General features: G+C 65.9%; 20 protein-coding genes. 12 read left to right on the top strand and 8 right to left on the bottom strand.

Annotation, left to right across the window (positions count from 1 at the left end; all coding sequences use genetic code 11):
• Nucleotides 1-16: 16 nt before the first annotated feature.
• From AC6LJW_RS15320 to AC6LJW_RS15300, 5 genes are read right to left on the bottom strand one after another with little or no spacing between them, the layout of a single operon-like run.
• A complete protein-coding gene (locus AC6LJW_RS15320; RefSeq protein WP_498087703.1) occupies nucleotides 17-1,945 on the bottom strand; it encodes an acyl-CoA synthetase in 1,929 nt (642 codons plus the stop codon).
• 16 nt (nucleotides 1,946-1,961) lie between these two features.
• The gene (locus tag AC6LJW_RS15315) at nucleotides 1,962-3,095 is read right to left on the bottom strand and encodes an acyl-CoA dehydrogenase family protein (protein ID WP_498087702.1); all 1,134 of its coding nucleotides are present in this window, start codon (nucleotides 3,093-3,095) and stop codon (nucleotides 1,962-1,964) included.
• 9 nt (nucleotides 3,096-3,104) lie between these two features.
• On the bottom strand, nucleotides 3,105-4,301 hold the full coding sequence (locus tag AC6LJW_RS15310; protein ID WP_056561890.1) for an acyl-CoA dehydrogenase family protein: 1,197 nt from the start codon (nucleotides 4,299-4,301) through the stop codon (nucleotides 3,105-3,107).
• A 9-nt stretch (nucleotides 4,302-4,310) separates the two neighbouring features.
• Nucleotides 4,311-5,492: an acetyl-CoA C-acyltransferase gene (locus AC6LJW_RS15305; protein WP_498087701.1), complete on the bottom strand. Its 1,182-nt coding sequence runs from the start codon at nucleotides 5,490-5,492 to the stop codon at nucleotides 4,311-4,313.
• Between the two features lie 25 nt (nucleotides 5,493-5,517).
• Nucleotides 5,518-7,638, bottom strand: coding sequence for a 3-hydroxyacyl-CoA dehydrogenase NAD-binding domain-containing protein (locus AC6LJW_RS15300; RefSeq protein ID WP_056561886.1), 2,121 nt, complete (start codon nucleotides 7,636-7,638; stop codon nucleotides 5,518-5,520).
• A 207-nt stretch (nucleotides 7,639-7,845) separates the two neighbouring features.
• Here AC6LJW_RS15300 and AC6LJW_RS15295 point away from each other — a divergent pair, with 207 nt between their 5' ends.
• From AC6LJW_RS15295 to sodC, 4 genes are all read left to right on the top strand, one after another.
• The gene (locus AC6LJW_RS15295; RefSeq protein WP_498087700.1) at nucleotides 7,846-8,778 is read left to right on the top strand and encodes a LysR family transcriptional regulator; all 933 of its coding nucleotides are present in this window, start codon (nucleotides 7,846-7,848) and stop codon (nucleotides 8,776-8,778) included.
• A 56-nt stretch (nucleotides 8,779-8,834) separates the two neighbouring features.
• Nucleotides 8,835-10,067, top strand: coding sequence for an AI-2E family transporter (locus AC6LJW_RS15290; protein ID WP_082578828.1), 1,233 nt, complete (start codon nucleotides 8,835-8,837; stop codon nucleotides 10,065-10,067).
• A 77-nt stretch (nucleotides 10,068-10,144) separates the two neighbouring features.
• The gene (locus AC6LJW_RS15285) at nucleotides 10,145-11,473 is read left to right on the top strand and encodes a DUF445 domain-containing protein (protein WP_498087699.1); all 1,329 of its coding nucleotides are present in this window, start codon (nucleotides 10,145-10,147) and stop codon (nucleotides 11,471-11,473) included.
• Between the two features lie 172 nt (nucleotides 11,474-11,645).
• Nucleotides 11,646-12,170 carry a superoxide dismutase family protein gene (gene sodC, locus AC6LJW_RS15280; protein WP_056561881.1) on the top strand — a complete coding sequence of 175 codons (525 nt, stop codon included), beginning with the start codon at nucleotides 11,646-11,648 and terminating at the stop codon, nucleotides 12,168-12,170.
• Nucleotides 12,171-12,196: 26 nt separating this feature from the next.
• Here the strand turns inward: sodC and AC6LJW_RS15275 are convergent, their stop codons facing one another.
• The gene (locus AC6LJW_RS15275; protein ID WP_498087698.1) at nucleotides 12,197-12,820 is read right to left on the bottom strand and encodes a glutathione S-transferase family protein; all 624 of its coding nucleotides are present in this window, start codon (nucleotides 12,818-12,820) and stop codon (nucleotides 12,197-12,199) included.
• A 107-nt stretch (nucleotides 12,821-12,927) separates the two neighbouring features.
• Between AC6LJW_RS15275 and alaE the strand changes: the two genes are divergently transcribed.
• Nucleotides 12,928-13,407, top strand: coding sequence for an L-alanine exporter AlaE (gene alaE, locus AC6LJW_RS15270; RefSeq protein ID WP_498087697.1), 480 nt, complete (start codon nucleotides 12,928-12,930; stop codon nucleotides 13,405-13,407).
• A 102-nt stretch (nucleotides 13,408-13,509) separates the two neighbouring features.
• Here alaE and AC6LJW_RS15265 read toward each other — a convergent pair whose 3' ends face one another.
• On the bottom strand, nucleotides 13,510-13,806 hold the full coding sequence (locus AC6LJW_RS15265) for a hypothetical protein (RefSeq protein ID WP_427986785.1): 297 nt from the start codon (nucleotides 13,804-13,806) through the stop codon (nucleotides 13,510-13,512).
• Here AC6LJW_RS15265 and AC6LJW_RS15260 point away from each other — a divergent pair.
• The 7 genes from AC6LJW_RS15260 (at nucleotide 13,805) to AC6LJW_RS15230 (ending at nucleotide 20,535) form a co-directional block, all read left to right on the top strand.
• Nucleotides 13,805-14,026 carry a hypothetical protein gene (locus AC6LJW_RS15260; RefSeq protein ID WP_498087696.1) on the top strand — a complete coding sequence of 74 codons (222 nt, stop codon included), beginning with the start codon at nucleotides 13,805-13,807 and terminating at the stop codon, nucleotides 14,024-14,026. The two genes, AC6LJW_RS15265 and AC6LJW_RS15260, sit on opposite strands and share 2 nt — an antisense overlap.
• A 203-nt stretch (nucleotides 14,027-14,229) precedes the next feature.
• The gene (locus AC6LJW_RS15255) at nucleotides 14,230-14,931 is read left to right on the top strand and encodes a winged helix-turn-helix domain-containing protein (RefSeq protein WP_056561876.1); all 702 of its coding nucleotides are present in this window, start codon (nucleotides 14,230-14,232) and stop codon (nucleotides 14,929-14,931) included.
• A complete protein-coding gene (locus tag AC6LJW_RS15250) occupies nucleotides 14,924-16,231 on the top strand; it encodes an ATP-binding protein (protein WP_056561874.1) in 1,308 nt (435 codons plus the stop codon). Before AC6LJW_RS15255 ends, AC6LJW_RS15250 begins: the two co-directional genes overlap by 8 nt.
• A gap of 126 nt (nucleotides 16,232-16,357) precedes the next feature.
• On the top strand, nucleotides 16,358-17,461 hold the full coding sequence (locus AC6LJW_RS15245) for a serine hydrolase domain-containing protein (RefSeq protein ID WP_498087695.1): 1,104 nt from the start codon (nucleotides 16,358-16,360) through the stop codon (nucleotides 17,459-17,461).
• 167 nt (nucleotides 17,462-17,628) lie between these two features.
• Nucleotides 17,629-18,585, top strand: coding sequence for a glycosyltransferase family 9 protein (locus tag AC6LJW_RS15240; RefSeq protein ID WP_427986781.1), 957 nt, complete (start codon nucleotides 17,629-17,631; stop codon nucleotides 18,583-18,585).
• Nucleotides 18,560-19,717 carry a glycosyltransferase family 4 protein gene (locus tag AC6LJW_RS15235; RefSeq protein ID WP_427986780.1) on the top strand — a complete coding sequence of 386 codons (1,158 nt, stop codon included), beginning with the start codon at nucleotides 18,560-18,562 and terminating at the stop codon, nucleotides 19,715-19,717. The genes AC6LJW_RS15240 and AC6LJW_RS15235 overlap by 26 nt, the downstream gene beginning before the upstream one ends.
• Complete coding sequence (locus AC6LJW_RS15230) at nucleotides 19,714-20,535, top strand: alpha/beta hydrolase (RefSeq protein WP_498087694.1); 822 nt, start codon at nucleotides 19,714-19,716, stop codon at nucleotides 20,533-20,535. The genes AC6LJW_RS15235 and AC6LJW_RS15230 overlap by 4 nt, the downstream gene beginning before the upstream one ends.
• Here AC6LJW_RS15230 and AC6LJW_RS15225 read toward each other — a convergent pair.
• Entirely contained in the window at nucleotides 20,492-21,520 is a 1,029-nt protein-coding gene (locus AC6LJW_RS15225) for an alpha/beta fold hydrolase (RefSeq protein ID WP_498087693.1), read from the bottom strand. The genes AC6LJW_RS15230 and AC6LJW_RS15225 overlap by 44 nt on opposite strands.
• Nucleotides 21,521-21,634: the final 114 nt, after the last annotated feature.

Here is a 21,634-nt window from a genome sequence, read left to right as displayed (position 1 = left end):
TGTTATGGGCAGCCAGTCAGTCGCGCAAGTCGACTTTGACGGGCAGCCGGGACAGCGCTTCGCGCAGCTGGGCTTTCAGCGGCGCGGGCGCACCGGCGCCGGCTTCTACGGCGACATCCGGTTGCGCATCGGCCAGCACGCGGAAGACGGGATCGTCTTGCGCGCGGCCAGCCGCTTGCAGGGTGCGCGCCACCACGGCCTCGACCGCCACGGCGGTCGCCAGGCGGCGCAAATCGGGTTTGTAGATCTTGCCCACGTTGGTCATCGGCATGGTGTCCAGCACGACGACCCGCTTGGGCCGCGCCGGGCCCTCGTCCACGTGCGCAGCGGCGTAGGCCACCAATTCGGCTTCGGTTGCCTCGCTGCCTTCGGCCAGGGTGACGAAGGCAATGGGCAACTCGCCAGCGTAGGCGTCGGGGGCGCCGACCGCCGCGCAAAGCTGCACGGCCGGGTGCCTGGCAAGCGCGTCCTCAATGGTCTTGGGGTCGATGTTGTGGCCGCCGCGGATGATCAGGTCCTTGGCGCGGCCCTGCAGATGCAGGCGGCCTTCGGCATCCATGAGGCCCACGTCGCCGCTGATGAGCCAGCCGTCTTCCGTGAAGGCGCGCGCGGTGTCTTCGGGATCCAGAAAGCCGGGGATGACGTTGGGCGCCTTGATCAGCACCATGCCCGGCGTGCCAGGAGGCAGATCGCGCGCGGGCTGGCCGGCGGGCATGTCCAGGCTGACGATGCGGATCTGCACATACGGCAGCGGAAACCCCACGCAGTTGACCGGGAATTCGCAGCCGGGGGGCGAGATCGACGTGATGCCCGCCATCTCGGTCATGCCCAGGCTTTCGCTGACGTGAAGGCCGAACAGGCGCTTGAAGCGCGCGGCCAGCTCGGCGGGCAGGGGGGCGGCGCCCGTGCGGCAGTAACGGAGCGACGAAATGTCGGCGCCGGCCAGCGGCACCTCGGCCAGCGCGGCCAATATCGTCGGCACGCCCTGCAGCGACGTGGCGCGGTGCTTTTCGACAAGGCGCCAGTAATTGCGCAGCACGTCGCGGTTGCGTAGGAGCAGGGTGGTCGGGATGACGGTTTCCACGCCCGCGGACAGCGCCGCCAGCGATGCCGGCAGCACGCCCGCCACGTGAAAGAGCGGATAGCCGTTGATGACCACGTCGCCCGGACCCGCATTTTGCAGTTGCACGGCGGCCCACGCGGTAAACACCTGGTTGGCGTGGGTATGGATGGCCAGCTTGGGCGCGCCCGTGGTGCCCCCCGTGTGGAAATACGCCGCCATATCGCTTGCGCGGATGACGCGTTCGCTGACCAGCCGGTCCGGCGGCTGGGCCGCTCGGGCGGCGTTGAAGTCCAGCGCGAAGTCCGGCAGCGTGGGGCGATCCGCTGCGGCTTCCTGCCACGGCGCCACGCGAAGCAGCGTTTTCAGCGTTGGCACACGGTCCATCAGGCGCAGTGCCTTGGACCACGAGCCGCACTCCACGTCGGACCCATACGCGATCAGCGCCTTGGCGCCGGCCGTCGTCATCAGCGACGCCAGCTTGTCTTCGGTCAGCAGCGGATTGAGCGGCTGCACGATGCCCGCTGCCTCGCCGCCCCACAGGGCCAGGTGGTATTCCAGGCAGCCGGGCAGCAGCACGCCCACGGCGTCCCCTTCGCGGATGCCCAGACCGTGCAGCAGGTTGGCGGTCTGGTGGATGCCGGCCAGCAGGTCGCGGTAGGTCCAGCTGATGGCTGCGTCGGCAGGATCCGCGCTGCGCAGGAAGGTCAGCGCGCGCCGGTCGCCGAACGCGGCCGCGGAATTGCAGAAGATCTCGTAGGTGCTCTGCACCGTCAGCGTTTCTTCCAGCGGCCGTGCCTGCAGCCGCTGGACGTCCTGCGCGGAGCGCACGGGGAAGGGCGCCGAGAAGGGGCGGGAGAGGGTGGCGGAACGGGATTCGATCATGGCCGTGCGTCCGCGCTCATGCCTGTCCCAGCGCAATGTAGCGGCGCAGGTGGTGGTCTTCGTCGCCCAGCTGATGGTCGATCATGACCAGGCGCTTGGCGTAGTGCGCCAGCGGCAGCTCCCAGGTCATGCCAATGCCGCCATGCAGCTGGATGCACTCCTCGGCCACCAGCGTGCCGATGCGCCCGATGGTGACCTTGGCGGCCGACAGCGCGCGCTCGCGCGTGACGCGGTCGGGCAGGTCGACGGCGGCGGCCGCGTTGATGACGGCCGAGCGCGCCTGCTCGATCTCCAGCAGCACGTCGGCCATGCGATGCTGCAAGGCCTGGAAGCTGCCGAGCGGCGCGCCGAACTGGCGGCGCGTGCGCAGGTATTCCAGCGTGGCGTCGCGCGCGCAGTCCATGGCGCCCACGGCCTCCGCGCACAGGGCCAGGATGCCGCGGCCCACGGCGCGTTCCAGCAGCGCGTGGCCGGCGTCCGCGTCGCCCAGCAATGCGCCGGGTCCGAGCTGCACGTTGTCCAGCACCAGCTCCGCAGCGCGTCCGCCGTCGATCAGGCCATAGCCCCGCAGACTCAGGCCGGGCGTCGCCTTGGTCATTAGAAAGAGGCTGATGCCGGCCTCGTCATCGTCGGCGCCCGACGTGCGCGCCGACACCAGGAAGATATCGGCGTGTTCGCCCGCGTAAACGACGGCCTTGGCTCCGTTAAGCACCCATCCGTCGGCGCTGCGCTGCGCGCGCGCCTGCACCTGGTTGAGGTCGTAGCCGGATTGCGGCTCGGCGTGGGCCAGTGCAGCGGTCAGGCTGCCGGCGATCAGGCCTTCCAATGCCTCGCGTTGTTCGGGCGTGCCCGCTGCGGCGATGGCGCTGCCCACCATCACCGCGTCCAGGAAGGGTTCGACGACCAGACCGCGGCCCAGCGCTTCAAAGACGACAGAAATGTCGAAGCCCGCGCCGCCCAGCCCGCCATCCGCCTCGGTAAACAGCGCGCCGATGGCGCCCAGCTCCGCGTAGCGTTGCCAGAACTCGGCGCTGTAGCCCTGCGGCGATTCGGCGTGCCGCATGCGGGTGGCAAAGTCATACTGCTCGGCGACAAAGCGGCGCAGCATGTCCGAGAGCATGCGCCGGTCTTCGGTGTGTTCGAAATTCATGGCCAGCCCTTACAGTCCCAGGATCATCTTCGAGATGATGTTCTTCTGGATTTCATTGGAGCCGCCGAAGATCGACAGCTTGCGGTTGTTGAAGTACTGCGCGGCGGCGCTGTTGGCGCCGTCCGGGCCGATGGGCGGCGCGTCGTAGCCGTCGTGCAGCGCCTCGGGCACAAAGGGCCGCGCATACGGGCCCATGGCGCGGCGGTTCAAGGCGCTGATCTCCTGGCGGATCTGCGTGCCGCGGATCTTCAGCATCGAACTCTCCGCGCCAGGCGCGCCGCCGCCGGCCACGGCCGCCACCACGCGCAGGTTGGTCGTGCGCATGTTGGCCAGTTCGATCTCGACGCGCGCCAGCCGCGCGGCGAAATCGGGGTCCTCGGTCAGCGGGCGGCCATGCCGCTTCTGGCGCGCGGCGACCGCCTTCAGACGTTCCAGCGCGGCCGTGGACTGACCCACGCCCGCGATGTTGGTGCGCTCATAGGTCAGCAGATACTTGGCGCACGTCCAGCCGCGGTTTTCTTCGCCCACCAGGTTCTCGACGGGCACGCGCACGTCCGAGAAGAACACCTCGTTGACTTCGTGCTCGCCGTCCAGCGTGATGATGGGGCGCACTTCGATGCCCGGGCTGTTCATGTCGATCAAGAGAAAGCTGATGCCCTCCTGGCGCCGGCCTTCCTGAGAGGTCCGCACCAGGCAGAAGATCATGTTGGCGTACTGGCCGAGCGTGGTCCACGTCTTCTGACCGTTCACGACGTAGCTGTCGCCGTCGCGCACGGCCGTGGTCTTGAGCGATGCCAGGTCCGAGCCCGCGCCGGGTTCGGAGTAGCCCTGGCACCACCAGTCCGAGCCGTCCAGAATGCGCGGCAACCAGTAGCGGCGCTGCGCCTCGGAGCCGTACTTGATCAGCACGGGTCCCAACATGCTTAGACCGAACGGCACGATGCGCGGCGCGTTGGCCAGCGCGCATTCGTTGTCAAAAAGGTATTTCTGGGCGGCCGTCCAGCCGGTGCCGCCGTATTCCTCGGGCCAGTGCGTGGCCAGCCAGCCTTGCGCGTTCAGGATCGCGTGCCATTCGGCCATGTCGTCGCGCGTCAGCAGCTTGCCTTCGCCAACCTTGTCCGCCAGACGCCGGGGCAGCTTGGCGTCCAGAAAGGCGCGAACCTCGTCGCGGAAGGCGACTTCTTCAGGGGTGAATTCCAGATCCATGCGGGTCTCTCAGTAGATTTCAAACAGGCCGGCCGCGCCCATGCCGCCACCGATGCACATCGTGACGACGGCGTAGCGGGCGCCGCGGCGGCGGCCTTCAATCAGGACGTGGCCAGCCAGCCGCGCGCCGGTGACGCCGAACGGGTGGCCCAGCGCAATGGAGCCGCCGTCCACGTTCAGGCGATCCATGGGGATGCCCAGCTTTTCCTGGCAATACAGCGCCTGCGACGCAAACGCCTCGTTCAGTTCCCACAGGTCGATGTCCTGCACCTTCAGACCGTGGCGCGCCAGCAGCTTTGGCACGGCATAGACGGGGCCAATGCCCATTTCGTCCGGCTCGCAGCCGGCGATGGCAAGGCCCCGGAACGCACCCAGCGGGCGGATGCCGGCGCGCTGCGCCTCGCCCGCTTCCATCAGCACGCAGGCGGCCGCGCCGTCCGATAGTTGCGAGGCATTGCCCGCCGTGACGAACTGGCCTTCACCCCGTACGGGCGCAAGGCCGGCCAGCGCCTCGTAAGTCGTGCCGGGACGGTTGCAGGTGTCCTTGTCCACCGTCACTTCGCGTTCGGTGACGGCGCCGGTGGCGCGGTCCGTGACGGACATGGTGGTGGTGACCGGAATGATCTCCTCGCGGTAGCGGCCGGCGGCCTGCGCGGCCTCGGTGCGCGCCTGGCTTTGCGCGGCAAAGCGGTCCTGCGCTTCGCGGTTGATGCCGTAGCGGGCGGCCACGATGTCGGCGGTCTCGATCATGGGCAGATAGAGTTCGGGCTTGTTGGCGACGATCCACGGGTCCATGCCGCTGACGCCGTCGTCGCGGGTGCGGATCTGCGACACCAGCTCCACGCCGCCCGCGATCACGGCGGGTGCGCCGTCCATCACGATGCGGCTCGCGGCCGACGCGATCGCCTGCAGGCCGGATGCGCAATAGCGGTTGATCGTCGCGCCGCCCACGCTGACCGGCAGTTCCGCGCGGATCACGGCCTGGCGGCCGATGTTGCGTCCGGTGGCGCCTTCCGGATAGCCGCAGCCGATGAACGCATCTTCGATCAGCGCGGGGTCAATACCGGCGCGATCCACGGCGGCGCGCACGGCGTGCGCGGCCAGCGTGGGTCCGGCGATCAGGTTGAATTCGCCGCGCCCCGCCTTGGTGATGGGGGTGCGGGCAGTGGAAACGATGACGGCTTCACGCATGTGGGTTCCTCGGGATGTATTCGGATCAGGCGGCGTTCAGGCTGCCGAAGGTGCGGCCGGACTCGGCCAGTTGCACGAGTAGCGGCGACGGCTTCCAGAACGCAGGATCTTCCTGCGCATAGTTGCGGATGTCGGCAAGAATGCTGGGCAGTCCTACGGTGTCGGCGTAGTGCATCGGACCGCCGCGGTGGCGCGGAAAGCCGTAGCCGGACAGGAACACGACGTCGATGTCGGACGGGCGCAGCGCGATGCCCTGGTGCAGCACGTTTGCCGCTTCGTTGACCATCGCGGCCAGGTAGCGGCGCAGGATGTCATCCTGCGTGAACGGGCGGGGCGTGATGCCGGCACGGCGGCGTTCTTCGTCGATGATGGCAAGCACTTCCGGGTCGGGCGTGCCCTGGCGCGCGCCGTCGGGGTACAGATAAAAGCCGCGGCCGGTCTTCTGACCAAACCAGCCGCGCTCGCAGAGGCGGTCCGGAATCTGCACATAGCGCAACGCCGGGTCGCGCGTGGCGGCGCGGCGCTTGCGCGTCGCCCAGCCAATATCGCCGCCGGCCAGATCGGCCATCTGGTAGGGGCCCATCGGATAGCCGAACGCGCGCACGGCGGCGTCGATGTCATAAGGCGAGGCGCCGTCTTCCATCATCATGTCAGCCGCCTGCCGGTGCACGGCCAGGATGCGGTTGCCGATGAAGCCGTCGCATACGCCCGCGCGCACGGGAATCTTGCGCAGCCGGCGCGCCAGCTCGAAGCCGGTTGCCACGGTGTCCGGCGCGGTGTGGCGGCCCACCACGACCTCCATGAGCTTCATGATGTTGGCCGGCGAGAAGAAGTGCAGTCCCAGCACGTCGGCCGGTCCGCGCGTCGCTTCGGCGATCCGGTCCACGTCAAGGTAAGAGGTGTTGGTGGCCAGCACGGCGCCGGGCTTGGCGACGCGGTCCAGTTGCGCGAAGACCGCCTGCTTCACAGCCATGTCCTCAAAGACGGCTTCGATGATGAGATCCGCTTCGCCCAGCGCGTCGTAGCTGGTGGCGCCGGTGTAGCGCGCCAGGCGTGCGGCCCGTTCGTCGGCGGTGATCCGGCCTTTGTTTACCAGCAGGTCGTACACCTGTTCGACACGCGCGCGGCCCCGCGCCAGCGCGGCCTCGTCCTGCTCCACCATCACCACCGGCAGTCCCGCATCCAGCACCGCCACGGCAATGCCCGCGCCCATTGTGCCGCCGCCGATGATGCCCACGCGATCAAGGCGGCGCGAGCGCGCTTCCTTCAGTTCGGGGATCTTTGCGGTTTCGCGCTCGGCAAAAAACGCGTGAACCAGCGCGGCGCGCTGCGGGCTGTCCAGACATTGCAGGAACAGTGCGCGCTCGATGCGCAGACCTTCGTCAAAGGGCTGTTCGATGGCCGCGCGCACCGCGTCCACGATCTTGGCGGGCGAATAGAGGCCACGGGTGGTGGCGGCGACGCGTTCGGCGGCGGCATTCACTACCGCCAGTTGCGCCGGCCGGTCTGCCAGGGCCTCGGCCGCGTCACGCGTGCGGCGCGGGCCGGCATTCAGCGCCAGCAGTTCGCGCGTGTAGGCAAGGCCCGCGTCCAGCGGATCCTCCTCAGAGGAAAGCACGTCGACCAGCCCCGAGGCCAAGGCGGCGTCGGCGGGCAAGTGCTTGCCGGTCAGCATCAGGTCCAGCGCGGCCTGAGCGCCCATCAGGCGGGGCGCGCGCTGCGTGCCCCCCGCGCCGGGCAAGAGGCCCAGGTTCACTTCCGGCAGGCCCAGCTTGGCGCTGGCCAGCGCCACGCGATAGTGCGCCGCCAGGGCAATTTCCAAACCGCCGCCCAGCGTTGCGCCGTGCAGCGCCGCGACGACAGGCTTGGCGCTGGCTTCGATCTGATTGCAAAGGTCGGGCAGCAGGGGCGGCTGCGGCGGCTTGCCGAACTCTCGGATATCCGCGCCCGCGATGAAGTTCTTGCCCGCGCCCAACAGCAGAATCGCGCGGACCCGCGTGTCCGTCTGCGCCTGCGCGATGGCATCGGACAAGTCACGGCGCACGGTGGCGCTCAGTGCATTCACGGGGGGATGGTCGATGACGACGACCAGTATGTCTTCGTAGCGGCGCGTCTGGGCCGCGCCGGTGCTTGCGCTGTCTGTCATGGACAGTGTCTCCAATGATGCTTCCTGCTCGCGCGCCGCGCCGGCATGCCGGTGCGCCGACGCCTTGCGCGAACGGAGCCTGGCGGGCCCGGGGGTGGCCCGTCTCTTATGGCTTTATTCTTTCGCAGCAAAGATGTCTTGACAATGGCATCGATAATTGACACTCCGGACAAGAAAATTTGACAATGCTCGGCAAGGAGCGCCGCCATGGACACCAAATCCCTCATCTTGCTTGTCGAAATCCTGGACGCAGGCAACCTCAGCGAGGCCGCGCGCCGTCTGAAAATGACGCGAGCCAACGTCAGCTATCACCTGAGCCAACTCGAGCGTTCGGTCGGCATGCAGCTCGTGCGGCGCACGACGCGGCGCGTGGAACCCACTGAGATCGGGCTGAAGCTGTACAAGCACGGGCGCAGTATCCAGGACGAACTGGCCTCCGCGCGCGAATCAGTCGAAACGCTGGGCAAGACGCCGCAGGGCAAGGTGCGCCTTAGCGTGCCCAGCGGCTACGGGCAATTCGTGATGACCCCCTGGCTGCTGGAGTTCAAGAAGACGTATCCCGACATCGTGCTGGACGTACTGTTTGAGAACAGCGTCGAGGACCTGCTGCGCGACGAGGTCGACATTGCCGTGCGCATCATGTCCGAACCGCCGCAGCACCTGGTCGCGCGCGAACTGGGCCAGGTCCGCTACGTGGCCTGCGCGTCACGGGACTACGCCGACAGCCACGGGCTTCCCCAGCGGCCCGAAGACCTGGCCGGAACGCCGGTGATCAGCGCCGCCGTGATCGGCCGGCCGCTGCGCCTGTCCGCGTACTACGGCGGCCAGCCCCGCCAGCATGTGGTGCTGGAACCCACCGTCATTTCCCGCAACTATGCGTTCCTGCGCGATGCCATCCGCGCGGGCCTCGGTGTCGGCGTGGTGCCGGACTACGTGGTGCACGAGGACATCGCGCGCGGCGAACTCGTGCCCGCGCTGACCGATTGGCGCTTAAGCATTTTTGGGCGCGGCATGTATATGCTGTACATGCCCAATCGCCACCATCCGCGGGCGCTTGCGATGATCATTGAATTCATCCTGGAGCGGGCGCAGCGGCGGCACGATGGCGAGCCGGGCCTGCTGGCAATCAACAGCGGCTGAACCCGCCGGGCACGCAACTTGCGGACGGCCTTCGCAAATTGGATGTGAGGGGAAAGATGGAGAGCGCAACGCCCGTGGTCACTTCGCCGCAGCGGGAAGGCCCAGAACCCGTAGCGGCCCAGGCCGCCGATAAAGGGACCGATCTGGCGGGGGAAAAGACCGAACCTGCCGAAGAGAAAGTAACGGCGCAGGACGCTGGCCTCATCAAGCCGCCGGCGCCCACGCCGCTCGTGCGCGTCAGCGGCTTCTGTCTGGTGACGCTGACCGTCCTGGCCGTCTTGTTCGGATTGAAGGCAGCGCAGGAATTCATCGTTCCGGTGGTCATGGCGATCGTGGTCGCCTACACCTTGGATCCTGTCGTGACCCTGCTGGAGCGATATCGAGTACCTCGCTCCCTTGGTACCGTCCTCGTGATGTCGGCCATCGCCGTCGGGATCGTGGGCGTGATCTACGTGACGCAGGATCAGGTCGCCGACATGATCAACGCGCTCCCCGAGATATCGAGCAAGCTGTCCCGCACGCTGGGCGGGCTCCTGAGCGGCGACGGCTCCCTGATGGAAAAATTGCGCAACGCAGCAAGCATCCTGCAGGAGTCCGGCGCGCCGAAGCCCGGCGGGCGCGTCGTCGTTGCCAAGTCGGACGGCGGCCTGAGCGACATTCTGCTGTGGGGTTCCAAGGGCCTGGCCACCTTCGTCGGACAGGCCACCATGTGCGTGTTCCTGGTCTTCTTCCTGCTGCTGTCGGGCAACGCGTTCAAGCGCAAGTTCGTGAAGATGGCCGGCAAGACGCTGTCGCAGAAGAAAATCAGCGTGCACATGCTGGACCAGATCAACAACTCGATCCACATGTACATGGCGATGATGCTGGTCACCAATGTGGCGCTGGGGCTGTTGTCCTGGCTCGCCTTCCGCTTGCTCGGGCTGGAAAACGCCGCGACCTGGGCGGTGGTGGCGGGCGCGCTGCACATCATTCCGTATTTCGGTCCGCTGATGACGGCGGTGGGCACCGGCATCGCGGGGCTGGTCCAATTTGGGGAGCTCGGCCCGGCGCTGGCGATCTCCATGAGTTCGGTTGGGATCGCGCTGCTGATGGGGGTGGTCATCACCACCTGGATGTCCGGGCGCATCGCGCGGATGAATGCCGTGGCTGTGTTCATCCTGCTGCTGCTCTTCACGTGGCTGTGGGGCATCTGGGGAACGCTGCTGTCCGTGCCCATTGCCTTCATCGTAAAAGTGGTGGCCGATCACATCGAAGGGCTGGAGGCAGTGTCGGAGTTCTTGAGCGAGTAGGGCGGGTGGCGGTGTCCGGCCACAATGGCCGGGCCGCTTTCGATTGGTATGCTCGGGGCTTGCACCACGGATCCTTCATGACCGATACCTCCCATTCCCAACGAATCGCCGGCGCGCGCGCCGGGCCGGATGCCGATGCACGGCGCACGCAACTGCGCCGCATGAAGATCGGGGCGCTGGCGCTGCTGGTCGCCATGGTCAGCGGCTTCATCACCAGTCACGTCATGGGCGGGCAGGGCGCGTGGGCGTGGGTGCGGGCGTTCTGCGAGGCGGCCACCGTTGGCGCGCTGGCCGACTGGTTCGCGGTCGTGGCGCTGTTCCGGCGCCCGATGGGCCTGCCCATCCCCCACACCGCCATCATTCCCAGCAACAAGGACCGCATCGGCGACAGCCTGGCGATCTTCGTGCGCGATCATTTTCTGGATCCCGACACCCTGATCGAAAAGCTGCGCGTCTTCGACCCGGCCGCGCGGCTCAGCCGCTGGCTGGCCCGGCCCGCGCAGGCGCACGCCCTGAGCGATGGGGCGCGCCGTGTCGCACTGCAGACGCTTGACCTGCTGGACGATCGGGCCGTGCGCGGCGTCATCCAGGAGTTCGTCGTCAGCAATCTGCGCCGCTGGGATGCGGCCGCCACCGCCGGCGAGGTGCTGGGCCTCCTGACCCGCGACGGGCGGCACCAGGAATTGCTGGACGCGGCGATGGAACGCCTGGGCGGCTACCTGGCCGAGGAAGACGTCAAGGAACGCGCCTCGACCCTGCTCGTGAAGTTCGCCCGTAAGGAATGGCCGCGCATCATCGCCGCGGTCGACGTGGTCAAGTCGGTCGACAACATCGCTGACAATCTGGCCGACCGCCTGGCGCGCGCCCTAGTCGAAGAGTTGCGCGACGTCCTGTCCGAGCCCGACCACCCCGTGCGCCGCGACTACGAGGCATGGGTGATGAACTACATCGAACGCCTGAAGACCGATCCCGCGCTGGCCAGCCAGGTCGAAGCCCTGAAGCAGCGCGCCATCGACCATCCCAAGGTCCAGGAATACGTTCAGGGCCTGTGGGACGACATCCATGCGGCGCTGCGGCGCGACCTGGCGGATGAACACTCCGCGCTGGCCGCGCATCTGGAAAGCGCGCTGCTCGCGCTGGCCCGCAAACTGGGTGAGGACCCCGGCCTGCGCGAAGCCATCAACAACCACATCCTGGGCGGCGCGCGGCGCCTGACAGGACGGCTGCGTGTTGGCGTCACCGAGCACATCTCGCGCACCGTCAAGAACTGGGACGAGCGTCATCTGGTCGACGAACTGGAACTGAGCGTGGGTCGAGATCTGCAATACATCCGCTTCAACGGCACGCTGGTTGGCGGCCTGATCGGCGTGCTGCTGCATGCGGTGGTCCTGATGGTGAACGGCTAGGCATGTTATTGGGCCGCTGCCCACACCGTGTCACAAGCTTGTATCAGGAACGAAGTTTTCTGGCGGACCGCCCGGCCCCGGTGCTATCTTCATCTGCGCCGCCGGCTGCGCGAGGCGCGCCTTGTACCGATGGCCGCCCGCAGCTTGCGGGCATCTTTTCAGGAGGCAATTCATGAAGAAATTCTCGATGCTTGTCACGGCGCTGGCATTGGCGGGCGCGTCCAGCGCGGCGCTGGCCGAAGACGTCTCGATGTCGTTCCTGACGCCAGATGGCGTCGGCAAGAGCGCCGGCACCATCACCCTGAAAGACACCAAGGAAGGGCTGCAATTCACGCCCCACCTCAAAGGCCTGCCCCCCGGTGAGCGCGGCTTTCATGTCCACGAGAAAGGCTCGTGCGAGCCCGGCCCGGTAAGCGGCAAGACCGCGCCGGGTGGCGGCGCGGGCGGGCATCTGGATCCCAAGGCCACCAAGGCGCACAAGGGACCGATGGCCACCGATGGACATCAGGGCGACCTGCCGTTCCTGACAGTCGCGGCCGACGGCAGTGCGACGAAAACCGTGCTCGCCCCGCACCTGAAGCTGGCTGATGTGAAGGGCCGGGCGCTGATGATCCACGCCGGCGGCGACAACTACAGCGACAAGCCCGAGCCGCTGGGCGGCGGAGGCGGACGCATCGTTTGCGGCGTGGTGAAGTAGGGGGAGTGCGCCCGCGGGCGCTTTCTTCAAGCCGTGCCGTTGTGCCCATACTGCCGGTAGCCGTCGCGCTGCGCCAACTTGTCGTAGTACGCGGCGACGGCGGGCAGCGCCGGCTTGTCGAACGGCGTCTCGAACCAGCGGTTCACGGACAGCCCCACCGGAATGTCGGCCAGCGTGAACGCGTCGCCGGCCACATAAGCGCCGGTGGCGGCCAGCCGCTGGTCCAGGATTCCCATGAACCGCGCCCAATCGCGGCACGATGCCTCGATGGCGCCCTCGTCCCGATGCGCCGGCGACTGCCGCGCCAACGCCATGAAGGCGTAGCTCCAGGACCGGTTCAGGTCCGTCGCCTGCCAATCCATCCACTGATCCACCCGTGCCCGGAGCTTCGGCTCGGCCGGATAAAGGTGGCGCCCCTGATACTGACCCGCCAGATAGCGAATGATGGTGTTGGACTCCCACAGCACGAAGTCGCCATCCTGAATGACCGGCACCATCGCGTTTGGATTGCGCGCCACGAACTCCGGTTCCGACGTGGGCCGGAAACCGCTGCCCCAATCCTCGCGATCGAACGGCAGGTTCAGTTCAGCGCACGTCCACAACACTTTGCGCACGTTGATGGACGAGGCTTTTCCCAATATTTTCAGCATGTTGGTTACCGCGGGGAGGGCGTCTTTCGGAATCGAAGGTCGTCGCAGTCTAGCGGGCCCGGGAACGTGCCGCCATATACAGATTCGGGTGCCGGCAAGCAGAACAGATGCCGTGGGAACAGCACGTGACGGACAAGGCCAGATTGCCGCTATCCACGCGCTCCTATATTGCCGATACCGTTGCGCTGATCCTGTTCTTTACGACCACAGGCATCATCAATGAGCGCTGGATCGCGGGAATGACTTGGGAACAGGTATTCCACGCGCGGCTGATCGGAGGCGCGTTGATGATTCCGGTGGGCCGGCCTTATGGCCTATGGCGTGATTGGATAATGCGGCGCGCGAAGGACACGCGCGTGTCCCGGCTGATTTGGGATAGCGTGGCGCTGATGAGTTTTCAGGTGCCCATTTACGCCGCGATCATCGCGATCAGCGGCGCATCGGGCGACGGTCTGGTGCGAGGCGTATTGGGCGCAGCCGTGATGATGCTGGTATTGGGCCGGCCTTATGGCGCGTTTCTGAATGCGATCAGGCGCTTGTTCGGCCTGCCGCCGGGCGGCGCGCGGCCGATGTCGCTCAACGAATAAGTCATGGATGTCGGCTTGTCGTGAATGCCGCTCGACGAACCCCCGGTTTGCAGTTTGCCGGGCACTTGCCGAGGCGGCGGTATTGACGTTGCGACGCTGGCTTTACATCGTCGGTTGCGGAATCGGCGTTTCCGCCGGCATCGTGCCCGACATGCGCGCCGGGCAATCCGACAGCCCCCACTTCGTCACGACGCCCTTTTCGATCATGAATTTCTCGACGCATACGTGATAGGCGGACATCGGACCCCAGATGTCTTCGTACGAGATGATTCGTGCACCGCTTTCAAGCGTGTAGCTTTTCTTCGGCGGTCCCCACTTGGAAACCAGCTGCTCTTCCGTGCTGCCGACCCAGGCCGCATTGACGTCGTTATAGGTTTTATTCCGCTTGCCGGTAATCATGCTCATCTGCGCGGAAGTGCAACCCGCCAACAGCGCAGGCAAAACCACAAGCAGTGCAATTTTTCTCATTTTGGTTGTTACCCCGGAGTTCGACATTGAGACTGAAGCGCTTGAACGCGGCACATTGTTTATTGATTTTGTGCGCGCTCGCGTCATGCACGGCGGCTGCCGGGCGGTGAGGCTGGCCTCGCTTGTAATGATTTTTGAGGCGCCAATGTAACAGAGAGGTAAGCGGGAGTTTGGTAACAATTCCGACAGATTGTATGGCCGCGATGGTCGGCCCCAGTTGAGGTCTGCGGTGTATTCAACACATGCTCCTCCGGATAATCGCCATCGACCAGACCCGCACGAACCGGATTTCTTTCGGTGTATGCTTCCCGCGAAAATGCACTGCGCCGGTGCATGAAACTCTGTCTGCACACCATGACCAAGGCCTTGTTAGTCGAAGACGATGCGAAGCTGGCGCGTTTGATCGCGCAGTTTCTGGAACAGCACGGTTTCAACGTTGTTCAGGCCTATCGTGGTGATCACGCGGTGGATGCATTTCGCCGTCACGAGCCGGCGATCACCATCCTTGACCTGATGCTGCCGGGTCGAGACGGCCTGCAGGTTTGCCGGGATTTGCGCGCTTTCTCGTCCGCGCCGATCCTGATGCTGACCGCCCGCGAAGACGACGTGGATCAAATCCTGGGCCTGGAATCCGGTGCGGACGATTACGTCATCAAGCCCGTGGAGCCGCGTGTTCTGCTGGCGCGAATCCGCGCCTTGATGCGTCGTCACAACCAGGCTGAAATGCAGCCGGAACACCTGGTTTTCGGTCCGCTGTCGATTGACCGCCAGACCCGGGCGGTCGTGCTGGCCGGCGCCGAAGTCGACCTGACGACGCTGGAATTTGAAATGCTGTGGGCCTTGGCTAGCCAGGCAGGCCAGGTGCTGACACGCGATGATCTGCTCAACGCGGTGCGCGGCATCGAGTTCAATGGGCTCGATCGCACCGTTGATGTATGCATCAGCAAATTGCGCCGCAAGCTGGACGACGATCCGCGGGACCCCGCCCGCATCAAGACCATTTGGGGCAAGGGCTACCTGTTCTCACCCAAGGTCCACGAGCTGCGCGATGCTTAAATTCGTTCTGCGCATCTTTGTGGTGCTGGCCATCGGGTTCGTGCTGTCGAACGAAGTGGTCGACCGGGCCGCAAACTATCTTTTTGAGTCCGAGACGACCAATTACACGCGTGAAGCCGTACGTGGCCAGTTGCACAGCCTGAAGCAGGAACTGGCTCACGTGCCGCCCGAGGCCCGCCCCGACTACGTGCGCAACACGCTGGCGCCCCATTACGGCCTGGCGCTGAAAGTCCTGAATCCGGCCGACTACAACGCGGCGGAATTTGCGCTGACCGACGCGGAACGCCGCACCATCGACGCCGGCGGATTCTTCCTGCGCGACGAGCAGATGAGCTTCGTGGCCGCCATACCCGGCCCGGGCGCGCAGTGGCTGATGGTCAAGCTGCCGCCCGAGCCGCTGGTCGGCACGTGGGTGATCGTTGCGATCTACGCCGCATTGGGCGTGCTGTTGTGCGCGTTCATGCTGGTGTGGGCGCTGCCGGTCTGGCGGGATCTGGAAGCGCTGAAGACCGCCGCGCAGCGGATGGGCCAGGGCGACTTGCGTGTGCGCGCCGAGCTGTCGCGGTTTTCCAGCATCCGAGGGCTGGGCGACACGTTCAACCAGATGGCCGATCGCATCAGTGCGCTGGTCAGCAATCAGCGCGAGCTGACCAACGCGGTATCGCACGAACTGCGCACGCCCATCGCTCGGTTGTCGTTCGAACTGGACATGATCGATCAAGAGAACGATCCCGTCGCGCGCCGGCGTCTTGTCGAGGAAATGAAGAACGATGTCGCCGAGCTGGACAGCATGGCGTCGGAGTTACTGATGTACGCCCGCCTGGAGCACAAGAGCGACGATATGCCGCTACAGCCCCAGGATGCCCGCGGCTGGCTCGATTCCGTTGTGCAGCATGCGTCGTTTGAGGCCGAGCTGTCGGGCGTGCATTGCGAGGTGACGCACTGCGATGCGGGCGAAGTTCGGCTGTATCCGCGTTACATGACGCGCGCCTTGCTCAACCTGCTGCAGAACGCCATTCGGCATGCGGGTGGAAAGGTTCACGTCGGACTGGCCAGTCCCGAGCCCCGGCGTTACGTGCTGACGGTGGATGATGATGGACCCGGCGTGCCGCCCGCCGATCGCGAGCGTGTGTTCGACCCCTTCATCCGGCTCGATGAAAGCCGCGCGCGCGGCACCGGGGGAACCGGCCTGGGATTGGCCATCGTGCGCCGTGTGGCGCGATGGCACAACGGCGAGGCGCTGGTGTCCGACAGCCCGCTGGGCGGCGCCCGCTTCGTAATCCAGTGGCACACCGCGTGACATGACCCGGCGCGTATGCAACGCACGCGCAAAGATCTTCACAAACTCCCAACAAAGCGCGAAAGATCGCGCGGTGGCGCATCGATAGCATTACGGCATTTCTCTTTCACAGGGTTGCCGTCATCCATGTCCTCGCTCGCCCGTCTGGTTGCCGTCGGATCGCTTTTCCTTGCCGTGGGCGGTTGCCAAGGGCTGCCGCCCGCCGAGCCAGCAACGATCGCGAAAGGGGACTATGCGGCGGTGGTCAACTACCTGACCGAGCGCATCCCTTACGAAATGGGCCTGTCCAAGGTGCCGGGTCTCTCGATCGCCGTCGTGGACGATCAGCGCATCGTCTGGAGCACGGGCTTCGGGTACGCGGATGCAGCACGTCATCGACGGGCGAGCGGCGACACGCTGTATCGCGTGGGCGCCATCAGCAAGGTCGTCACGGCGGCGGCCGTGCTTCGCGCCGCAGACGACGGGTTGCTGTCGCTGGACCGGCCGGCCGGCGACGCGTCGGAAAACTGGCGCGTTGAACCGCGCCGTAGCGCCGCGCAGTGGATGGATGCTGCGCCGTTCACCGCCCGCACGCTTCTGGGCGTGCATCCAGCGACGTTGGAAGACACGATGGGCCGAGCCCGTGCCGACATGGCGTATTCCTTGCTGGGCGACATGGTGGCGCATGCGGCGCGGGAACCCTTCGACGCCTATGTGCGCCGCACGATTCTTCGGCCCTTGAACATGCCCCGCGCGGGGTTTCAGCCACACCAGCGCATGGTGGGACAGCAGGCGGCCGGCTACCGGCGCGGCCGGCCATGGACGGAAGCACCGCAACCGAACGAGGCGGCAGATGGTTTGTGGATGAGCGCTTCCGAGATGGCGCGCTTTTCGAGCATGCTGCTCGGGCAGGGCCGCGGCGGTACCGGGTCCGGCGTAAAGCGGGTGCTGTCGCAACGATCTGCGCAGACGTTACAGGATCTGGAAACCGTGGCGGGCAGGGGCATGGATCTGGATTGCCGCCTTGCCTTGTCTTGGCTGGCGGCGCCCTGTGGCGACGAGTTGGTGAGCTCGGCATCGCTGCGTGAACATAGCGGCGCGACGGAAGCGTTTCATTCGCGGTGGGTATTTTCCCTGCAGGACAGACTTGCCGTCATGGTCATGAGCAATGCGGATTCGGGCGAGGCGCTGGTCGGCACGGTTGCGACGCTGACAATGCGCCTGATGCGCCAGGCCAGGCATGGCATGTAGCCACTGGGCGGCTATCGCAATGCGCCGCGGACAACCTGTGTAGTTGTTCGAAGGTCAGTGCAAGCTTCTTCACAATTGTTCAAAGGACGCCGGAATTCTGCCGGCCGCCTGCCGATACATTGCCCGCAAGCGGCCGACCGGCCGCGCGATAAGCATGGAGGCCGCAGGTGTCGGAAATCGTTGTGTATGTCAGAAGCCAGCCGCAGCTTGGCGACCAGATCGTCGCGATGCCGACGCTGTATCAGCTCAAGACATGGTGGCCGTCGCGCCGGGTCAGGGTGGTTGCGCGTGACGATGTGGGCGCCTTCTACCGGGCGTTGCCCTGGGTCGATGAGTTCGTGCGCGCGGCTACGTTCTTCGATTACCTGCGCAGCCTGCGGAAAGAGACGCGCATGTCAGTGAGCCTGCATCACAGCAGCGAACGCTTCGGCGTGGTCAATCTGCTGCGCCCTCCGTCGATCCGGCTGGGGTTTCGCAACGCCCGGATCAGCGACCTGGCCTGGACGCATTGCCACCGCAAGGACGTTTCCGAGTACATCGGCCAGGCCAATCTGCGTGTGTTGGCCGCGTATCGGCCGTTCGACCTCGAAGTCGCGGCTCGGGCGTGTTTCCATGCCGTCGCGCGGCCGCACCTGCGCACGGCGCAGGGCGCCGATGTGGTGATGATTCCCGGGGGCGGCGCGGGCGCTTTCAAGCGGTGGAACCTTTCCAACTACGTGAGGCTGGCCGACAGGCTGAAGCCGCTGATGGGCGCCGGCACCCGCTTTCTGTTTGTGCTGGGGCAGCAGGAAACGGTGGAGCGCGATGCCTTGCAGGCGATGCAGCGGCCCGACTTTTCCATTGCTTATTGCCGGCCGATTTCGGAATTGAGCGCCGTCATGCTGCGCGCGCGCCTCGTGGTTGCCAATGACTGCGGCCCGTCGCATATCGCGCAAGGCGCCTGCGTGCCCTATGTCGGAATTTTCAACGAGGCGAATCCCGAGTGGTTCTGGCGCCGGCGCGGGTCGGCTTTCGTGGTTCCGCGACACCCGCAAAACGGCATCAATTCGATCACGCCCGGCGAGGTGCTGACGGCCTGTCTCGATGTACTGGAGCATCATGCGCATTCTGCATACGCTGGCTGAGCGCAGCCTCGGCGGCCTGGAGTTCCGCACGCTGGAGCAGGCAAGCTGGCTGCACGACCGTGGCTACGAAGTGGCCATCGCCTCGCCCTCGGACAGCGCCGTCAGCCAGGCCGCGCGCGAGCGCAAGCTGACGACCGTGGACATGGATTTCAATCCCGCGTATTCGCCCCGGACCGTCCTGGCGCTGCGCCGAGCCATCCGGACCTTGCGCATCGAGGTCATCGATTGCCATAGCCGGGCCGACGCAAAGACGGCCGCGCTTTGCCGGGACCTGTGCGCCGTCGTACGGACGCGTCATTTCGCCAAACCCATGCGCTCATCGCTGCGCCGCCGGCTGGAATGGGCGATCGGCTGCGATCACGTCATTTCAACGAGCGACGTCGGCAAAGAGGAGCTGCTGGCGGCCGGGCTGGCCCCGGAAGACCGGATCAGCGTAGTCGGGGAGTGGGCCGGGGATGAGTTCTTCCGGCCCGATGACGCACCCGATGCAAGCCTGCACATCCGTCGCGCCCTGGGGGTTCCTGCGCCCAGAGCCGCTTTCGTCGTCGCCACCGTCGGGATGCTGCGGCCAGAAAAAGGCCAGGCTGATCTGCTTCACGTGGTGCAACGCCTGCGCATCAGAGGGGTGCCGGCGGTGGCCCTAGTCGTGGGCACGGCGACCGCACGCACCCAACCCTACGCCTATGCGCTGTACCGCCTGGCAGTGGATCTGGGTATTGCGGAATATGTGGTGTTTACGGGTCACCGCAGCGATGTACGCGACATGATCCGTGCGGCAGACGTGGTGCTGGTGCCATCGGCGACGGAAGCGTGGTCGCGTATCGTGCCCGAGTCGTTCGCAGTGGCCCGGCCTGTCGTTGCCAGCAATGTGGGCGGCTTGCCGGAGATCGTCGTGCCCGGCCGGACGGGATGGCTTGCCGCGCCTGGTGACATTGCCGGCTATGCCGACTGCATCATGCAAATCCGATGCCGGCCATGGCATACCCAGACCATCGTCGCCAACGCGCGGGCGTTTGCGGATACGCATCTGCGTCTGGGAGAAAAGATGCTACGCACGCTCGAGGCGTATCGCCGGGCCATGGGCGTCAGCTTGCCGCCTGAAGGCCGCCAGCGCGGGGAGGCGCCGGCATGAACACGATCGACGCGGTGTGCAAGGTGGCGGCTGGCGAGCATTTTCTTGTTGGTAATGGCGAGCCCGGCCGTACGGGTATCCTCCTGATTCACCGCCTGGGTGGCATGCCAAGCGAGCTGCACGAGCTGGCGCGCGGCCTGAATCGTCACGGCTACACGGTGCTCGCCGTCAAGCTGGCGGGACACTGCGGCTCGCTGCAGGATCTGGCGGGCGCAGGCTGGCTGGATTGGTTGTCCAGCGCTCGGCGTGGCGCGGACGTGCTGGCGTGCCGGGTTGATCGCGTGGTCATCGGCGGCGTTTCCACGGGGGCCGTGCTGGCGCTCGCGCTGGCGCAGGAACGACCGTTCCACGTGGCCGGTGTTCTGGCGCTGTCTCCCGTGTTCCGTCATGACGGCCGGACGGTTCCGCAACGGGTGAGGGTGGCCTTACGGCTGCTAATCTCGAGGTCGCTCGGCATAGGCCGGCATCGGGTGCTTCAGCGGCCGGAGCGCGTGGCGGGCTTGCCGGGTATCCCCTGGTGGTCGCTTTCCGAGATGCGCAAACTGGCGGCCTCGGTATCGCGCCGCATGGACACGCTGCGGGCTCCCTGCCTTGTCGTTCATGCACGGCATGATGACGTTGCGCCGGTATCCAACGCGTTCAAGATTGTGAAGGGGGCGCGCAATACGAATGTGCAGCTGCAGTTGCTGACAGATCGCCGTCACGTGGTCACCATGGGCCGTGGGTGCGGCGATGTGGTCTCGCGGGTGGCGGCGTTCGTCAGCAACACGTGCCTTAACCCTTCGCCACCGGCAGCGCTCTCAGTAACGCTTCATTGAAACGCTTCGGATCCTGCACCTGCGGGGAGTGGCCAAGCTCAGGCCAGGTGACAAGCTTTGCATTTGGGATGGCATTGGTCGCCTTCGGGCCCAGCTCTGGATAATTGCCGAGCTGTTTTGCCACCTCGGGCGCCGCGGCGTCCTTGCCGGGGGCGGTATTGTCCTTTTCGCCGATGAGCAGCGTGGTGGGCACGGCGATCTGACCAAACTCGTGCACGACGGGCTGCGTGTAGAGCATGTCGTAGGTCAGCGCCTGATTCCACGCAACGCGTTCGCGGCCTTCGCCTTGCAGCATGCCGGCGGCCATGAGGACCCACTTGTCGTAGTCGTCGCGCCATTGGCCGGCGTAGTAGGTGCCGAGCTGGTACTTCTTCATGCCCTCGAAGTTGGCCTTGAGCTCGCGCTGATACCACTCGTCGATGCTGCGGTAGGGTACGCCTTTCTGTTTCCAGTCTTCGAGGCCGATGGGGTTGACGAGCACCAGGGCATCGGTTTGCGGGCCGTACATCAGCGCGTACCGAGCGGCGAGCATGCCGCCCATGGAGTGGCCCACGATGCTGGCGCGGTCGACTTTCAAATGATCGAGCAGGGCGTGCGTGTTGGCGGCCAGTTGGTGAAACGAAAACTGGTAGGCCTGCGGTTTGTCGGATTTGCAGAAGCCGATCTGGTCGGGCACGACGACGCGGTATCCGGCTTGACTCAGGGCGGCGATGCTGGCGTCCCAGGTGGCGCCGCAGAAGTTCTTGCCGTGCATGAGCACGACAGTCTTGCCGTTGGGCTTGGCGGCGGCCACGTCCATGTAGGCCATCGAGAGCTTCTGGCCTTGCGTGTCGAGCGTGAACCGTTTGACCTCGTGTGGATACTCAAACCGCTCCAGGTTCGGACCATAGTCGGGCACCTTGGGGGCATCCGCTGCCATGACGCTGCCGGCGAGTGCGACGCCGGCGCACAGCGCGCCCAGGCGGAGATGTTGGGATCGTGTCATTCAAGTGACTCCTGTTATGGCGCCGGCCCGCTGCCGGCGCTGTACAACAGGGACAGCAAAAATGGGGCCTGGGTTCCGCACTGGCTTGAACGAGACCCAAAGGCTCCAAGCGGC

This window comes from Achromobacter sp. 1012554356 (genome assembly GCF_059760815.1).
Note: the sequence above shows the minus strand (reverse complement) of the source record. Positions and strands in the feature narration are given on the sequence as shown.

Excerpts from the sequence above, each read along its gene's own strand:
- AC6LJW_RS15230 (WP_498087694.1), top strand. The coding sequence starts at position 19,714 with ATGAACACGATCGACGCGGTGTGCAAGGTGGCGGCTGGCGAGCATTTT.
- AC6LJW_RS15290 (WP_082578828.1), top strand. The coding sequence starts at position 8,835 with ATGGAGAGCGCAACGCCCGTGGTCACTTCGCCGCAGCGGGAAGGCCCA.
- sodC (WP_056561881.1), top strand. The coding sequence starts at position 11,646 with ATGAAGAAATTCTCGATGCTTGTCACGGCGCTGGCATTGGCGGGCGCG.
- AC6LJW_RS15250 (WP_056561874.1), top strand. The coding sequence starts at position 14,924 with ATGCTTAAATTCGTTCTGCGCATCTTTGTGGTGCTGGCCATCGGGTTC.
- AC6LJW_RS15235 (WP_427986780.1), top strand. The coding sequence starts at position 18,560 with ATGCGCATTCTGCATACGCTGGCTGAGCGCAGCCTCGGCGGCCTGGAG.
- alaE (WP_498087697.1), top strand. The coding sequence starts at position 12,928 with ATGCCGTGGGAACAGCACGTGACGGACAAGGCCAGATTGCCGCTATCC.
- AC6LJW_RS15225 (WP_498087693.1), bottom strand. The coding sequence starts at position 21,520 with ATGACACGATCCCAACATCTCCGCCTGGGCGCGCTGTGCGCCGGCGTC.
- AC6LJW_RS15275 (WP_498087698.1), bottom strand. The coding sequence starts at position 12,820 with ATGCTGAAAATATTGGGAAAAGCCTCGTCCATCAACGTGCGCAAAGTG.
- AC6LJW_RS15315 (WP_498087702.1), bottom strand. The coding sequence starts at position 3,095 with ATGAATTTCGAACACACCGAAGACCGGCGCATGCTCTCGGACATGCTG.
- AC6LJW_RS15255 (WP_056561876.1), top strand. The coding sequence starts at position 14,230 with ATGACCAAGGCCTTGTTAGTCGAAGACGATGCGAAGCTGGCGCGTTTG.
- AC6LJW_RS15305 (WP_498087701.1), bottom strand. The coding sequence starts at position 5,492 with ATGCGTGAAGCCGTCATCGTTTCCACTGCCCGCACCCCCATCACCAAG.
- AC6LJW_RS15285 (WP_498087699.1), top strand. The coding sequence starts at position 10,145 with ATGACCGATACCTCCCATTCCCAACGAATCGCCGGCGCGCGCGCCGGG.
- AC6LJW_RS15320 (WP_498087703.1), bottom strand. The coding sequence starts at position 1,945 with ATGATCGAATCCCGTTCCGCCACCCTCTCCCGCCCCTTCTCGGCGCCC.
- AC6LJW_RS15245 (WP_498087695.1), top strand. The coding sequence starts at position 16,358 with ATGTCCTCGCTCGCCCGTCTGGTTGCCGTCGGATCGCTTTTCCTTGCC.
- AC6LJW_RS15265 (WP_427986785.1), bottom strand. The coding sequence starts at position 13,806 with ATGATTACCGGCAAGCGGAATAAAACCTATAACGACGTCAATGCGGCC.
- AC6LJW_RS15260 (WP_498087696.1), top strand. The coding sequence starts at position 13,805 with ATGCTCATCTGCGCGGAAGTGCAACCCGCCAACAGCGCAGGCAAAACC.
- AC6LJW_RS15300 (WP_056561886.1), bottom strand. The coding sequence starts at position 7,638 with ATGACAGACAGCGCAAGCACCGGCGCGGCCCAGACGCGCCGCTACGAA.
- AC6LJW_RS15295 (WP_498087700.1), top strand. The coding sequence starts at position 7,846 with ATGGACACCAAATCCCTCATCTTGCTTGTCGAAATCCTGGACGCAGGC.
- AC6LJW_RS15310 (WP_056561890.1), bottom strand. The coding sequence starts at position 4,301 with ATGGATCTGGAATTCACCCCTGAAGAAGTCGCCTTCCGCGACGAGGTT.